Source organism: Paucibacter sp. XJ19-41 (genome assembly GCF_028462495.1).
In the GTDB taxonomy this organism is placed as follows: Bacteria; Pseudomonadota; Gammaproteobacteria; order Burkholderiales; family Burkholderiaceae_C; genus Roseateles_E.
Genome location: NZ_JAQOWX010000065.1, coordinates 17,921 through 32,742, shown reverse-complemented (window position 1 = coordinate 32,742; position 14,822 = coordinate 17,921). Strand labels below are relative to the sequence as shown.

Sequence of the window (14,822 nt, the reverse complement as noted above, 5' to 3'; positions counted from 1 at the left end):
GGCGCTGGCGCGCTGGCAGGGCGACTGGCGCTCGCTTGACGCCTTGCCAAGCGCCGGGGTGCAGCGCCTGCGCCGCCAGCTGGCTAGCGAGCGCGGCGTGTGCAGGCGCGAGCACCGGCACGAGCGCCGGTGGGCGGGCGCCTTGCTGGCCGGCCTGCTGATGGCCGTCAGCGGTCTGGGCTGGGCCTGGTGGCAGGCGCCGGTGTTTGCTCAGCAGTTCGCCACCGCGAGCGGCCAGCAGCTCGAGGTCAGCCTGCCCGACGGCAGCCAGCTGCGCCTGGACAGCGCCTCGCGCGCCGAGGTGACCCTGTACCGCTCGCGCCGCGAGGTCCGCCTGCGCGAGGGGCAGACGGTTTTCGAGGTCAAGGGCGATGCGGCGCGGCCGTTCGAGGTGCAGGCCGGACCGCTGCGCATCACCGTGGTCGGTACCCGCTTCGCGGTGCGCCACACACCGGGCCTGCCGGGCCATGGCGGCGCGAGCGTCGCGGTCGAGGAGGGGCGCGTGCAACTGAGCGCGCGGCAGGGGCCGACGCTGGAGCTGAGGGCCGGTCAGCAGATAGCCAGCGATGCCACCGGCCGGCTCGGGCCGGTCAGCGTCGTCGCGGCGGCCGGCATCGCGCCCTGGCGCGAGCACCGGCTGAGCGTTGTCGACATGCCGCTGTCCGCCGTGCTGGCCGAGTTCGAGCGCTACGGTCCGGTGCCCTGGGTGCTGCGCGACCCGGCCGTTGCGGCGCTGCGCGTCAGCGGCAGCTTCGATCTGCGGCGCTTGGACACCTTCGGCCGCATCCTGCCCCAGGTGCTGGCGGTGAGCCTGCGCGAGCAGGGCGGCGTCGTCGAGATCGTCGCGCGCTGAGAAAAGAAAGTTTCGGATCGACCTGGGGTGCCGGGCGCTTGCTGCGTCTACATGAGAAGAATTCTTATTCAATCTCATGACAACGACACTCCTTCGACGACTCCCACTCCCTTCCGCCTCGCTGGCCCTGCTGCTGGCCATCGCCGGGGTGCATGCCCAGCCGGTCGGCGAGGCGCCCGGCACGGCGCAGATCCGCATGGTGGCCCAGCCGCTGGCGAGCGCGCTCAACGAGCTGGCCCGTCAGTCCGGGCTGGAGTTGATGGTGCAGGCCGAGCTGGTGGCGGGCAAATCGGCGCCGGCCGTGTCCGGGCGGCTGACACCGCAGCAGGCCCTGGATCGCTTGCTGGCCGGCAGCGGGCTGAGCGCCGTCATCGATGGCCGGGCGGTCATCGTCAGGGCGGCGGGTTCGCCGGCCTTGCCGCTCGTGCGTGCGCGGGCCGAGCGGGCGGCCGCTGCGGGAGGCGAGGGCGGCCCTCTCATCAAACGCAGTGCTGCGGGCAGCAAGACCGACACGCTGTTGCTGGAGATGCCGCAATCGATCTCGGTCGTCGCCAGGCAGCAGCTTGAGGACCAGAGGCCTCGTGCCGTCCCCGAGGCACTGAACTACACACCCGGCACCTTCACCGGCCTGGTCGGCGCATCGAACCGCTACGACTATGTGGCGCTGCGCGGCTTCAAGGACAGCAGCGTCGACAGCACCCTGCTCGATGGGCTGCGCCTGCTCAGCGATCAGGGCAGCTACACCTCGATGCAGGTCGACCCCTTCTTCCTGGAGCGCATCGACGTCGTGCGCGGCCCGGCCTCGGTGCTCTACGGCCGGGCCTCGCCGGGCGGCGTCGTCGCGCTGACCAGCATGACGCCGCAGTTCCAGCCCCAGCGTGAGCTGGAGCTGACGCTGGGCAACCGCGGCCGCGCCGAGGCCGGTTTCAATCTGACCGGGCCGGTCGACGCGCAGGGCGTGGCCGCCTACCGTCTGATGGGGCTGGCGCGCGGCCTGGATTCGCAGTTCCAGCATGTCAAGGAGCAGCGCCAGGCCATTGCACCCTCGCTGGCCCTCAACCTCTCGAAGGACACGGTGCTGCTGCTGCAGGCCTACTTCCAGCATGACCCCGAGGGCAGCTATCACAGCGGCGTGCCGGTCGATGCCAGCCTGACGACGGCGCACAACGGCCGGCGCATCTCGCGCCATTTTTTCGATGGCGATCCCAGCGTCGAGCAGTACCGCCGCACCCAGCGCTTCCTCGGTTACCAGCTGGAGCATCACTTCAACCCGCAATGGAAGTTCCGCCAGCATCTGCGCCATGTGACGGCCGACACGACCTTGCGCCAGGTCTATGGCTATGGCTGGGCCGGTCCCGACACGCTGACGCGCTATTACTCCGGCGCCGACGAGTCGACCCGCGGCCACACGGTCGACAACCAGCTCGAAGGGCAGATCGAGACCGGCCGGGTCAAGCACACCGTGGTGGCCGGGCTGGACTACCAGAAGCGCCGCGTCGACGGCCGCTGGTCCTGGGGCAATGCCACCCCGATCAATGTCTTCACGCCCAGCTATGGCAACCCAGGCCTCAGCGATCTGGGCGGTGCGGATATCGATCGACGGCTGGAGCAGACCGGCGTCTACCTGCAGGACCAGATGGCGCTGGGCGCCTGGCGCCTGACCCTGGGCGGGCGCCACGACCGCGCCAGCGCCGCTAACCTGATGGGCACCGGCAGTCCGGCGCAATGGCGGGGCTCCAAATTCACCAAGCGGGCCGGCGCCGTCTACCTCTTCGACAACGGCCTGGCGCCGTACATGAGCTACTCGGACGGCTTCAACCCGGGGGTGCGCAATGACGAGGCCGGCCAGATCCTGCCACCGGCCGAGTCGCGTCAGACCGAGCTGGGCCTGCGCTACCAGCCGGTGAATTCAGCCACGCAGCTGTCTGCGGCGCTCTACGAGCTGAACCAGGACAAGGTGGCAACGCGGCCGGTCGGCAAGTACTACGACGTGCCGGCCGGCAAGGTGCGCTCGCGCGGCCTGGAGCTGGAAGCGCGCGCCGCACTGAGCGCGCAGCTGTCGCTGCAGGCCAGCTACACCTTCACCGACATGAGCTATGTGAAGTCGGCCTCGGGCCACACCGGCAACACGCCCTACCAGGCGCCGCGCCATATGGCCTCGGCCTGGGCCGACTGGCGCTTTGCGCCGGGCTATGCGCTGGGGGCGGGCATCCGCCATGTCGGCAGCAGCTGGGGCGACGACGACAACAGCTTCAAGGCGCGGCCCTACACCCTGGTCGATCTGATGCTGCGCGTCGATCTGCAGCAGCTCAGCCCGGCGCTGAAGGGCAGCAGCCTGCGCGTGGCCGCCAACAACCTGTTCGACAAGAACTATGTGGCCTCCTGCTACGGCCAGGCCTATTGCTACTGGGGCGATGCGCGCAGCGTGGTTGCGACGCTGGCCTATCGCTGGTGAGGGCGGGGCCTCGTCAGGCCTTCTCGCCCGGCAGCTCGCGCGGTGCGCCGAACATGAAGCAGTCGACGAAGGTGAAGTACAGCGAGGCGTAGAACACGCTGGACAGGAACAGGCCCAGCGGCAGGGCCAGCATCGGCAGCAGCTGGCCCAGGCCCAGGAGGCTGACGACCAGGCTGACCAGCAGGGCCAGGCCGACGACCAGGCCGGCCCAGACCAGCGCGTTCAGCGCGAAGGCGGCCTTGTTGCGCCAGATGCCCAGGGTGCTGGAGAACAGCGCCTGCAGCGCGCCCTGGCCGCCCCAGTGCACCAGGGCCGGCGCATGCCAGAAGGGCACCGAGAGCAGGGCCGCCAGGCCCAGCCGCGTCATCATGCCCCACATCAGGCTCGGCTCGGCCAGCGCGGCCTCGACGGCCTTCTCATAGGCCGGATCGTTGGCTTCGGGCTTGGCCAGCAACTGTTGCAGGGCTTCGAACGCGCCACCGTCCACCCAGTTGCTGAGCAGCATGATCAGCACGGTGGTCAGCGCATAGGCGCCGCACAGCGCCAGCTGGGTGTTGCGGCGCTGCGGTGTCAGTTTCAGCGGCGCGATGAAGACCGCGGCGGTGGGGGTCTGGTTCTGCAGCACCAGATGGGTGGCCAGCATGAAGCCCAGGCTCAGCAGCGGCAGCGCCATCAGCAGCAGCATCGAACCCAGCACCGGCAGCAGCAGCAAGGCAAAGCCCGCGAACAGAAACATCGCAAACAAGCCGCTGATGGCCAGCGGCTTGCGCTGGAACACCTTGAAGCCGTGGCGCACCCACAGCAGGCCGTTGCGGGCCGGTACGGTTTGCAAATGCAAAAGCATGGACATCTTTTCTAGGCCTTGATAGCGTGCCAGGGCGCGGCGATGCGCTCGCGCAGCACGCGCTCGAAATGACCGGGGTCATGGGGTTTGAGCAGGGCGGCGTCGCGCGGCAGATGGAAGTCCCAGAGCCGCGAGATCCAGAAACGCAGGGCCGCCGCGCGCAGCAGCGCCGGCAGCAGGCGGTGCTCGGTACCGCTGAGCGGCCGTACCGATTCGTAGGCGTCGACAAAGGCCTGGGCGCGCAGCTCATCGAGACGGCCGCTGGCCAGATCGATGCACCAGTCGTTGATGCAGACCGCCAGGTCGAACAGCCAGGTGTCGACGCCGGCGAAATAGAAGTCGAAGAAGCCGGTCAGCCGCTCGCGGCCGGGCAGGCCCTCGAACATCACGTTGTCGCGGAACAGGTCGGCATGGATGGGGCCGCGCGGCAACTCGCCATAGCTTTGCGAGGCGGCGAGCTGCTGCTGGTAGCTCAACTCGGCCTGTATCAGCTCGGCCTGAGCCGGCATCAGATGCGGCAGCACCACCGGCACGGTCTCGGCCCACCAGGGCAGGCCGCGCAGATTCGGCTGGTGCTGCGGGAAGTCCTGGCCGGCCAGATGCATGCGGGCCAGCGCCGCGCCGACCTGCTCGCAATGGAAGACGTCGGGTGCCAGCTGGTGGCCGCCGCGCAGGCGGTTCACCACGGCCACCGGCTTGCCGCCGATCTCGTGCAGGATGGCGCCACCGCCATCGGCCTGCGGATCGGGCACGGCCAGGCCATGGGTGGCCAGGTGCTTCATCAGCTGCAGATAGAAGGGCAGCTGCTCGAAGGACAGGCGCTCGAACACCGTCAGCACGAACTCGCCGCGGTCGGTGCTGAGAAAGTAGTTGGTGTTCTCGATGCCGGCGGTGATGCCGCGCAGGGCCTGGACCTGGCCCAGGCTCAGACGATCAACGAGGGCCTGGGCCTGCTCGTGCGTGACTTCGGTAAAAACTGCCATGTCGGAAGAGGTGGCCGGCCGCGCCGCTAGCGCGGGCGCGGTGGTCAGAAATCCAGCAGGCGCCAGACGCGCTGGCCGGCGGCGCCACGGGAGGTGTTGGAGCCGGCGGAGAGGTCGCGGCTGCCGTCGCCGGTGACGATCTCATAGGCCGGCAGCCTGCTGTTCTTGTTCTGGACCGTGACCTTTTGGGCCTGGCCGCGCACGCGCAGTTCCTCGACACGGGTATGGTCGTCCTCCACGACGATCTGCTGGACGCGCGCATCGGGCGCGTCCGCAGCATGAGCGAGCGGGGCGCCGGCGGCCAGCAGCAGGGCGAGGAGGGCGGGGATTCGGTGCATGCTGCCATTCTAAGGCGGCCCGCTCTTGTGGCTTGAACGACAATCGCTGCCCATGAGCAAACCCATTCTGCTGCTGGTCGACGGCTCCAGCTATTTGTACCGCGCCTACCATGCGATGCCCGATCTGCGCGGGCCCGAGGGCGTGCCCACCGGCGCCGTCCACGGCATGGTGGCGATGATGAAGAAGCTGCGCGAGCAGATCGGCGCCGAACATGCGGTCTGCGTCTTCGACGCCAAGGGCCCGACCTTCCGCGATGAGTGGTATCCCGAGTACAAGGCCCAGCGCTCACCGATGCCCGATGCCTTGCGCGAGCAGATCGCGCCGATCCACGAGGTGGTCAGGCTGCTGGGCTGGCCCATTCTGGAAGTGCCGGGCATCGAGGCGGACGACGCGATCGGCACGCTGGCGCGTGTCGCGGCCGAGTCGGGCCACAGCGTCATCGTCTCGACCGGCGATAAGGACCTGGCCCAGCTGGTCACGCAAGACGTGACCCTGATCAACACGATGAGCAATGAAACCCTGGACGTGGCCGGCGTGCAGGCCAAGTTCGGCGTGCCCCCGGATCGCATCATCGACTACCTGACCCTGATGGGCGACGCGGTGGACAATGTGCCCGGCGTCGACAAGGTCGGCCCGAAGACGGCGGCCAAATGGATCGCCGAGTACGGCTCGCTGGACGGTGTGATCGCCAATGCCGACAAGATCAAGGGCGTGGCCGGCGAGAACCTGCGCAAGGCGCTGGACTGGCTGCCGATGGGCCGCAAGCTGGTGACGGTCAAGCTGGACTGCGATCTGGCCGGCCATGTGTCGCAGTGGCCGGCGCTGGATGCGCTGGCGCTGAAGGAGGTCGACAAGGCCGGTCTGCAGGATTTCTACACCCGCAACGGTTTCAAGACCTGGCTGAAGGAGCTGACGGGCGAGACGGCGGCGCCGGCTGCCAAGGCCAAGCCGGCCACGGCCAGCGGCGACCTGTTCGCCGACGCGCCCGCGCCGAGTTCGGCCGCCGCGTCCGACCGCCACTACGAAACCATACTCAGTTGGGAGCAACTGGACGCCTGGCTGGCGCGGCTGCAGGCCGCACCGCTGGCTGCGCTGGACACCGAGACCGATTCGCTGGAGCCGCTGCTGGCCCGCATCGTCGGCATCTCGTTTAGCGTCAAGCCCGGCGAGGCCGCCTATATCCCGCTGCGCCATGCCGGCCCGGACGCGCCCGAGCAGCTGCCGCTGGACGAGGTGCTGGCCAGGCTCAAGCCCTGGCTGGAGGACGAGGCCGCCGCCAAGCTCGGTCAGAACCTGAAGTACGACACCCATGTGTTCGCCAACCACGGCATCGCCTTGCGCGGCGTGCAGCACGACACCATGCTGCAGAGCTATGTGCTGGAGGCCCACAAGACCCATGGCCTGGGCGCCCTGGGCGAGCGCTATCTGGGCCGCAGCGGCCTGAGCTACGAGGATCTGTGCGGCAAGGGCGCGCATCAGATCCCGTTCGCGCAGGTCGACGTGGCCAAGGCCGCCGAGTACTCCAGCGAGGACTCGGAGATGTGCTTGCAGGTGCACGAGCGGCTGTGGCCCGAGCTGCAGGCCGATGCGGGCCTGCGTTTTGTCTACGAGCGCATCGAGATGCCGAGCAGCGCCTTGCTGGGTCGCATCGAGCGCACCGGCGTGCTGATCGATGCGGCTCGCTTGCAGGCGCAAAGCCATGAGCTGGCGCAGCGCCTGGTCGCGATCGAGCAGGAGGCTTACAACATCGCTGGCCAGCCTTTCAATATGGGCTCGCCCAAGCAGATCGGCGAAATCCTGTTCAACAAGCTGGGCCTGCCGGTCGTCAAGAAGACCGCCACCGGCGCGGCCTCGACCGACGAGGAGGTGCTGGAGAAGCTGTCGGCCGACTACCCGCTGCCGGCCAAGATCCTCGAGTACCGCGGCCTGGCCAAGCTGAAGAGCACCTACACCGACAAGCTGCCGCTGCAGATCAATGCGAGCACCGGCCGGGTCCACACCAATTACGCGCAGGCGGTGGCGGTGACCGGCCGGCTGTCCAGCAACGATCCGAATCTGCAGAACATCCCGATCCGCACCGCCGAGGGCCGGCGCGTGCGGGAGGCCTTTGTCGCGCCGCCGGGCCATGTGCTGGTCAGCGCCGACTATTCGCAGATCGAGCTGCGCATCATGGCCCACATCAGCGAGGACCCGGGCCTCTTGCGCGCCTTCGGTGAAGGCATCGACGTGCACAAGGCCACGGCCAGCGAGGTGTTCGGCGTGCCGGTGGCCGAGGTCACGAGCGAGCAGCGCCGCTATGCCAAGACCATCAACTTCGGCCTGATCTACGGCATGGGCGCCTTCGGCCTGGCGAGCAGCCTGGGCATCGAGACCAAGGCGGCCAAGGACTATATCGACCGCTATTTCACCCGCGTCGCCGGCGTGAAGCAGTACATGGACGCTACGCGCGAGTCGGCCCGCGAGCTGGGCTATGTGCAGACCCTGTTCGGCCGGCGCATCTATCTGCCCGAGATCAAGGGTGGCAATGGGCCGCGCAAGGCCGGCGCCGAGCGCCAGGCCATCAACGCGCCGATGCAGGGCACGGCCGCCGACCTGATCAAGCTGGCGATGATCGCGGTGCAGAAGGTGCTGGACGACGAGGGCAAGGCCACCCGCATCATCATGCAGGTGCACGACGAACTGGTGTTCGAGGTGCCTTCAGCAGAGCTGGACTGGGTCAAGACCGAGGTGCCGAAGCTGATGGCCGGCGTGGCCGCGCTGAAGGTGCCGCTGCTGGCCGAGGTGGGCGTCGGGTCGAATTGGGATGAAGCGCACTGATGAGGTTACTGGTCGATCACCGTGACGACCACCTGAAGAATGAACGAAGAGTCATAGCAAGGTGTGCCCACTTCGTCATGAATGCGCCAAACGGAGGCGACCGAGCAATTCTTGCGAGGTGCAGCGAAGTCGACCACCAATTGAACGCAGGCCCCAGGTGGCGTTTCCGGAATCGGAACGACTTGATTCAGCGCTGACAGATGAGTCCGTGCCAGCGGCTTGAGGGCGCCGTCGACTTCGGTCGTTGACAGAATGTATTGTTGATCTGCCCGGATCAGACGCCGGCCGCGCCAGTAGGTCCGACCGACGTTCTGGATCTCCCACACCTTGCGAAATGCCTCGCCGCCTCGCACCACCGAGTGGTCAGGTATCGTAATGTCGGCATTGAGCATGATGGCATCGTCCGGTGCAGTCAGCCCCCGAGACCGGCTTGCGCCCGGTTCCTTGCCCAGGAGACTGTTATCCGATACGCCCAGATGCATATAGTGCCGAAGCAGGGCGATGGGCGAGATCTGCAGCGCTTCTGCCAGTCGCGCCAGGGTGCCTACCGACGGGTCCACCGTCGTGCCCGCCGCCAGCTTGTACAGGTAGGTTCTGGCCAGGCCGGCATCGGCGGCGATGGCTTTGACAGTCTTGCCCAGATCGCTCGCGCGCTGGTGCAGCAGTGTCCGCAGAATTTCGCCCGACATGGCTTGTCGCTTGAGTGACCGAGTATGGCGTTCTCTTTTCAGCGAGCACTGAGGTTGAGGGCGATCACGCCCATCACGATGAGTGCTAGCCCGGCCAACCGCAAGGCCGAGCTACCTTCGTCGAACCAGACCATGCCCAGCAGCGCGGTGAGGGCGGTGCCGGCGCCCGCCCAGATCGCATAGGTCAGACCCACTTCGAGGTGTTTGACAGTGATGGACATCAGCCAGATGGCCCCCGCGTAACAGCTGGCCACGGCAAGCGATGGCAGGAGCCGTGTGAAGCCTTCGGCATAACGCAGGGCCAGTGTGCCTAGCACTTCAGCTACTACACTGGCGGCCAGGGTCAACCAAGCAAAAGTCTGGGAACTCATGATGAGGTACCTCTCCCGACTGTGCGCCTGTACCGAGCGCGGTCGTGAGATGGTGGGGAGCGGTACCTCTGGGCAGCGGCCAGCGTAGCAAAGAAGAAGCTGAGCCAAGATTAAAGTCCATCAAAGCCCTTGCTTGAGTCGCCCTCGGACATAGTTGTGGAAATGTTCCATGCCGGTTTCTAGCCGCTCGTGATAGGGCCCGAACTCCGACTTACCGCGGCGCATCAGGGCGTACCGGCCTTCTTGCATCCGCTCGCCGATCTCGTTGTCTTCCTCGGCTGTTTCCAAGTAAGCCTTGGCAGCAAGAGCTGCCATCACCTCACCATCTGGCCTGCTCTTCAGATCCTTGGGGTGGTAATACTCGACGACGTTTCGACAAGACAGTGGGCCGAGCGGGTAGATGGTCGACACCACGGTGACCAGTGGATACCACTCGATCATGACGTTGGGGTACAGCATGAACCACATGGCGCCGACCTCGGGCAGATGCCCATCGTAGTAGCGGAGCACGGCCTGATGCCAGGCTCGATAGACATCGCTGTCGCCGGGTTGCGCCAGTCCGCGGTGGAACCCCACGGTTTGAACGCTCCACTGCTCGCCGAAAGCCCACTCTAGTTCGTCGCAGGACACGAAACGGCCCAGTCCCGGATGAAATGGGGCGACGTGGTAATCCTCCATGTAAAACTCTACAAAGGTCTTCCAGTTGTAGCTGCACTCATGGACTTCCATATGTCCGAAGTACAGGTCATCGAAGGCCAGCAGCGGTGCGAACCGGGCCGGGATGTCCTGCAAAGCCACGCCGGGGTCACCGCCCGTGAAGTGCAGTCCTCGCCATTGACTGGTTGGAAAGCTCTCCAGCGCTGCGCAGGGCTTGGACGCAAAACGCGGTGCAGCGAGCAACTCGCCGGTGTTGTCATAGGTCCATCGATGCAACGGGCAGGAGAAACGGCGGGCGTTGCCTCGACCCTGCAATATCGTCGATTGCCGATGCCGGCAAACATTAGACAGAAGTCGAACGCCGTCCTCGTTGTTGATCAGAACCAAGCCGTTGTCGCGGTGAGGTAGCACACAGTAGTCATCCGTATGTGGCACCAGCAGCGAGTGCCCTGCGTACTGTGGGGCCCGCTGGAAAATCAGCTCTTCCTCGACTTTCAAGAGAGACTGGTCGAAGTAGGCATGCACCGGCAGTTGCGGGTTCTGCTGGGTGGGCATGATGGGCGTTTCCGGTCTCCACATGGTCAGCTCCTCCTTGAGTTGACCTTCAGCTTAGGTAACCGGCTTGACTGCCACTTGGTGTCGTGTCTCCTTGCGAAGACATGCGAGGTGGGATTGAGGCCTGGCATGGGTCGCTCATCAGGGAGCAGGTCTTGCCAGCCGCCCCCTGTCGCCCCTCCGCTGCAACGGCCGGACGGCAAGTCGCCGCCCGCCGTGCTCAGAGGCCGGCGCCCAGCCGCTCCTGGCGCCGGTGCAGAAAGGCCTGCGCCATGCCCGACTCGGGCTGCAGGCGCTGGCCGATATAGAGCTCCTGGCGGCGTTCGGCGATCTGTGTGCGCAACCGGCTGGCCATCACGGCCAAGGGGTCCAGGCCCTTGGCCTCGGCCTGGACGATGGCCTTGCAGAGCTGGTGCATGGGGTGCGCGGCCAGCGCCACCAGATGGGCTTGCACGACGCGCAGCCGGCCCTGCACCGCGAGCTCGCTGCGGCGCAGCCATTCGAGCACCGCATCGGCATTGCCGCCGGTGACCTTGACCGGATGCTCCCCAGCGGCCAGCAGCAGGGTTTCGAGCCGGCGGCGGTCATTGGCCGCGTAGGCCTCGTTGACCGTCATCATCGCTTGCTCGCGGTGGCGGCGCTCGGCATCGCTGGGCGCCAGATCGGGGTGCAGGCGCATGGCGGCGCGCCGGTACAGCTGCTTCAGCGAGGGCGGGGCCAGCTCGACCAGGCCGCCCTCGGGNCGAGCCGGCGGCGGTCATTGGCCGCGTAGGCCTCGTTGACCGTCATCATCGCTTGCTCGCGGTGGCGGCGCTCGGCATCGCTGGGCGCCAGATCGGGGTGCAGGCGCATGGCGGCGCGCCGGTACAGCTGCTTCAGCGAGGGCGGGGCCAGCTCGACCAGGCCGCCCTCGGGCTCGGCCGGCGGCGGCGCGCCCATGGGCAGCTGCGGGATCTGCGGCAGCGCGGTGGCCTGCGGCGCGCGCGGTTCGCGGGCGTCGACCCCGTTGCGGCGCAGCGCCTCGTAGAGGTATTGGGTGGCACAGAAGAGCTGCGATTCCAGCGCGTCCAGCTCCAGATAGAGCGGCCCCAGGGCCTCGATATAGCGACCGACAAAGGCCTGCACCTGATCGCGCAGCGCGCCGAACTCCTGCTCCTGCGTCAGCAGGTAGCGCTGCAGATCGCCCAGCTGGGCGCGGCGGCGCGAAAGCTCGTGTGGCGTGATGGCCCGGCTGCTCATCATGGCGATAGAAATCCCTGTGTCCCTGTGCGGCTGATTGTGGGGCCTGGCGGGCCGGCTTCAAAGTAGAAACAGCCCGCATGCGGGCTGTTTTTTTGGGGCTTGGTGCTCAGGGCTGGGAGGCCGGTGCGCTGGGTGGCAGCGCCGCCGGCTCGGAGGCCGCGAGCGCCGGGGCTGACGCTTCGGCTGCCGGGGCCACGACCGGCACCGCCGGCTTGGTGCTGGCGGCCGTCATCGGCAGCAGCGGCACGATCAGCAACGCGACGATGTTGATGATCTTGATCAGCGGGTTGACGGCCGGGCCGGCGGTGTCCTTGTAGGGATCGCCGACGGTGTCGCCGGTGACCGCTGCCTTATGGGCCTCGCTGCCCTTGCCGCCGTGGTGGCCGTCCTCGATGTATTTCTTCGCGTTGTCCCAGGCGCCGCCGCCGGTGCACATCGAGATCGCGACGAACAGGCCGGTGACGATGGTGCCCATCAAGAGCCCGCCCAGCGCGGCCGGGCCCAGCAGCAGGCCGACCAGAATCGGCACGACCACCGGCAGCAGCGAGGGCACGACCATCTCCTTGATCGCGGCCGAGGTCAGCATGTCGACCGCCGCGCTGTAGTCGGGCTTGCGCTGGCCGGCCATGATCTGGCCGTCCTGGAACTGGCGCCGCACCTCGACCACCACCGATCCGGCCGCACGGCCCACCGCCTCCATCGCCATCGCACCGAACAGATAGGGGATCAAGCCGCCGATGAAGAGGCCGACGATGACCTTGGGATCGCTCAGATCGAAGGCGATGCTCATGCCGCGCGCTTCCAGCGAGTGGGTGTAGTCGGCAAACAGCACCAGCGCGGCCAGGCCGGCCGAGCCGATCGCATAGCCCTTGGTCACGGCCTTGGTGGTGTTGCCCACCGCATCCAGCGGGTCGGTCACATCGCGCACGCTCTTGGGCAGCTCGGCCATCTCGGCGATACCGCCGGCGTTGTCGGTGATCGGGCCGTAGGCGTCGAGTGCAACGACGATGCCGGCCATGCTCAGCATCGCGGTGGCGGCCACCGCGATGCCGTAGAGGCCGGCCAGCTGGTAGGCGGCGACGATGGCCAGGCAGACGAACAGCACCGGCCAGGCGGTCGAGCGCATCGACACGCCGAGGCCGGCGATGATGTTGGTACCGTGGCCGGTGGTCGAGGCCTGCGCGATGTGCTTGACCGGCGAGTACTGGGTGCCGGTGTAGAACTCGGTGATCCAGACCAGGGCAGCGGTCAGCACCAGGCCCACGGCGCAGGCGCCGAACAGGCGCAGCTGTGTGCCGGCCCCGAGCGCGTCATCGGGCATCGCCGCCTTGGTGACGAAGTAGAAGGCGATCAGCGACAGCACACCGGCCACCGCCAGTCCTTTGTAGAGCGCCGGCATCACGTTCTTCATGCCTGGCGAGGCCTTGACGAAGCCACAGCCGATGATGGAGGCGATGATGGAGACCCCGCCCAGCAGCAGCGGGTAGAGCACGGCCGCCATCGGCGCGGCGGTCACGACCAGCGCGCCCAGTGCCATCGTCGCGATCAGGGTGACGGCGTAGGTTTCGAAGAGATCGGCCGCCATGCCGGCACAGTCGCCGACGTTGTCGCCGACGTTGTCGGCGATCACGGCCGGATTGCGCGGGTCATCCTCGGGGATGCCGGCCTCGACCTTGCCGACCAGATCGGCGCCGACATCGGCGCCCTTGGTGAAGATGCCACCGCCCAGGCGCGCGAAGATCGAGATCAGCGAGGAGCCGAAGGCAAAGCCCAGCAGCGGCTTCAAGGTGGCCGGGTCGACCTTCTCGCCGCCGCTCAGATACCAGAAAAACAGGCCCACGCCCAGCAGGCCCAGACCGACGACCAGCATGCCGGTGATCGCGCCGCCCTTGAACGCGACATTCAGCGCCGGGCCTATGCCCTGGGTGGCGGCCTGGGCGGTGCGCACATTGGCGCGCACCGAGACGTTCATGCCGATGAAGCCGCAGGCGCCCGACAGCACGGCGCCGATCACGAAGCCGATGGCCGAGGTCAGGTCCAGGAAGACCGCGATCAACACGGCCAGCACGATGCCGACGACGGCGATCGTCTTGTACTGACGGGCCAGATAGGCGGCCGCGCCCTGCTGGATGGCGGAGGCGATTTCTTGCATGCGGGCGTTGCCCGCGTCCTGACTCAGGATCCAGCTGCGTTGAATAAACCCATACAAGACTGCGGCGAGGCCGCAGGCCAGCGCGAAGTACAGCGCCAAACTCGTCGACATGTAGATGTCTCCTCTGTTGTATCTGCCGTTTTGGATGAACGCCCGCACACAACGCCAGTCCCGCACGCTTGAACAGGTCGGTCGGCGCATGCTAAGGGAGCGGCCCGTCCCGGCGATTGAGCGTTTACCAGTGGATCGGTCACCGACACCGGTGTCAGGCGCTGGCAAGGCCTGCCGCTAGAATTCGGGTTTCCCCCTGGCGTTTCAAAAATCATGAGCCTGCACAACGTGACCCCCGGCGCCAAGGCGCCCGAGCAATTCAATGTCGTCATCGAAATCCCGATGAACGCCGACCCGATCAAGTACGAGGTCGACAAGGAAAGCGGCGCGCTGTTCGTCGACCGCTTCATGACGACGGCGATGCACTATCCCTGCAACTACGGCTACATACCGCGCACGCTGGCCGATGACGGCGATCCGGTTGATGTGCTGGTGATCACGCCCTTCGCGCTGACCCCGGGCGTGGTCGTGACCTGCCGCGCCATCGGCGTGCTGCAGATGGACGATGAAGCCGGCGGCGACGCCAAGCTGCTGGCCGTGCCGATCGACAAGGTGCTGCCGATCTACTCGCACTGGCAAAAGCCCGAAGACATCAACCAGATGCGCCTGAAGGCCATCCAGCATTTCTTCGAGCACTACAAGGACCTGGAGGCCGGCAAGTGGGTCAAGGTCAAGGGCTGGGAAGGCCCGGAGGCCGCCAAGGCCGAGATCGTGTCCGGCCTGGCCAACTATGCCAAGGCTGAGCAGAAGTAAG

General features: G+C 67.0%; 12 protein-coding genes. 4 read left to right on the top strand and 8 right to left on the bottom strand.

Going from position 1 to position 14,822, the window contains the following annotated elements:
• Together PO768_RS17075 and PO768_RS17070 are read left to right on the top strand one after the other, a co-directional pair.
• On the top strand, positions 1–853 hold an 853-nt coding region (locus PO768_RS17075), incomplete at its 5' end, for a FecR family protein (protein WP_272647006.1).
• Positions 854–929: 76 nt separating this feature from the next.
• A complete protein-coding gene (locus tag PO768_RS17070; protein ID WP_272647005.1) occupies positions 930–3,308 on the top strand; it encodes a TonB-dependent siderophore receptor in 2,379 nt (792 codons plus the stop codon).
• A gap of 13 nt (positions 3,309–3,321) precedes the next feature.
• On the opposite strand, the gene PO768_RS17065 is transcribed toward PO768_RS17070, so the two are convergent.
• The 3 genes from PO768_RS17065 to PO768_RS17055 are packed head-to-tail and all read right to left on the bottom strand — an operon-like array spanning position 3,322 to position 5,473.
• Entirely contained in the window at positions 3,322–4,158 is an 837-nt protein-coding gene (locus tag PO768_RS17065) for a BPSS1780 family membrane protein (protein WP_272647004.1), read from the bottom strand.
• Positions 4,159–4,163: 5 nt separating this feature from the next.
• Positions 4,164–5,135 carry a homoserine kinase gene (locus tag PO768_RS17060; RefSeq protein WP_272647003.1) on the bottom strand — a complete coding sequence of 324 codons (972 nt, stop codon included), beginning with the start codon at positions 5,133–5,135 and terminating at the stop codon, positions 4,164–4,166.
• A 44-nt stretch (positions 5,136–5,179) separates the two neighbouring features.
• Complete coding sequence (locus PO768_RS17055) at positions 5,180–5,473, bottom strand: hypothetical protein (RefSeq protein ID WP_272647002.1); 294 nt, start codon at positions 5,471–5,473, stop codon at positions 5,180–5,182.
• Positions 5,474–5,525: 52 nt separating this feature from the next.
• Between PO768_RS17055 and polA the strand changes: the two genes are divergently transcribed.
• A complete protein-coding gene (gene polA / locus PO768_RS17050) occupies positions 5,526–8,291 on the top strand; it encodes a DNA polymerase I (protein ID WP_272647001.1) in 2,766 nt (921 codons plus the stop codon).
• A gap of 5 nt (positions 8,292–8,296) precedes the next feature.
• Here polA and PO768_RS17045 read toward each other — a convergent pair whose 3' ends face one another.
• From PO768_RS17045 to PO768_RS17025, 5 genes are all read right to left on the bottom strand, one after another.
• The gene (locus PO768_RS17045) at positions 8,297–8,980 is read right to left on the bottom strand and encodes an NBR1-Ig-like domain-containing protein (RefSeq protein WP_272647000.1); all 684 of its coding nucleotides are present in this window, start codon (positions 8,978–8,980) and stop codon (positions 8,297–8,299) included.
• Between the two features lie 38 nt (positions 8,981–9,018).
• Positions 9,019–9,351 carry a DMT family transporter gene (locus PO768_RS17040; RefSeq protein ID WP_272646999.1) on the bottom strand — a complete coding sequence of 111 codons (333 nt, stop codon included), beginning with the start codon at positions 9,349–9,351 and terminating at the stop codon, positions 9,019–9,021.
• A 120-nt stretch (positions 9,352–9,471) separates the two neighbouring features.
• The gene (locus tag PO768_RS17035) at positions 9,472–10,563 is read right to left on the bottom strand and encodes an aromatic ring-hydroxylating oxygenase subunit alpha (RefSeq protein WP_272646998.1); all 1,092 of its coding nucleotides are present in this window, start codon (positions 10,561–10,563) and stop codon (positions 9,472–9,474) included.
• 220 nt (positions 10,564–10,783) lie between these two features.
• The gene (locus PO768_RS17030) at positions 10,784–11,242 is read right to left on the bottom strand and encodes a hypothetical protein (protein WP_272646997.1); all 459 of its coding nucleotides are present in this window, start codon (positions 11,240–11,242) and stop codon (positions 10,784–10,786) included.
• Positions 11,243–11,911: 669 nt separating this feature from the next.
• Complete coding sequence (locus tag PO768_RS17025) at positions 11,912–14,068, bottom strand: sodium-translocating pyrophosphatase (protein ID WP_272646996.1); 2,157 nt, start codon at positions 14,066–14,068, stop codon at positions 11,912–11,914.
• 213 nt (positions 14,069–14,281) lie between these two features.
• On the opposite strand from PO768_RS17025, the gene ppa reads away from it, so the two are divergent.
• The gene (ppa, locus tag PO768_RS17020; protein WP_137941702.1) at positions 14,282–14,821 is read left to right on the top strand and encodes an inorganic diphosphatase; all 540 of its coding nucleotides are present in this window, start codon (positions 14,282–14,284) and stop codon (positions 14,819–14,821) included.
• The last annotated feature ends 1 nt before the right edge of the window (position 14,822 follow it).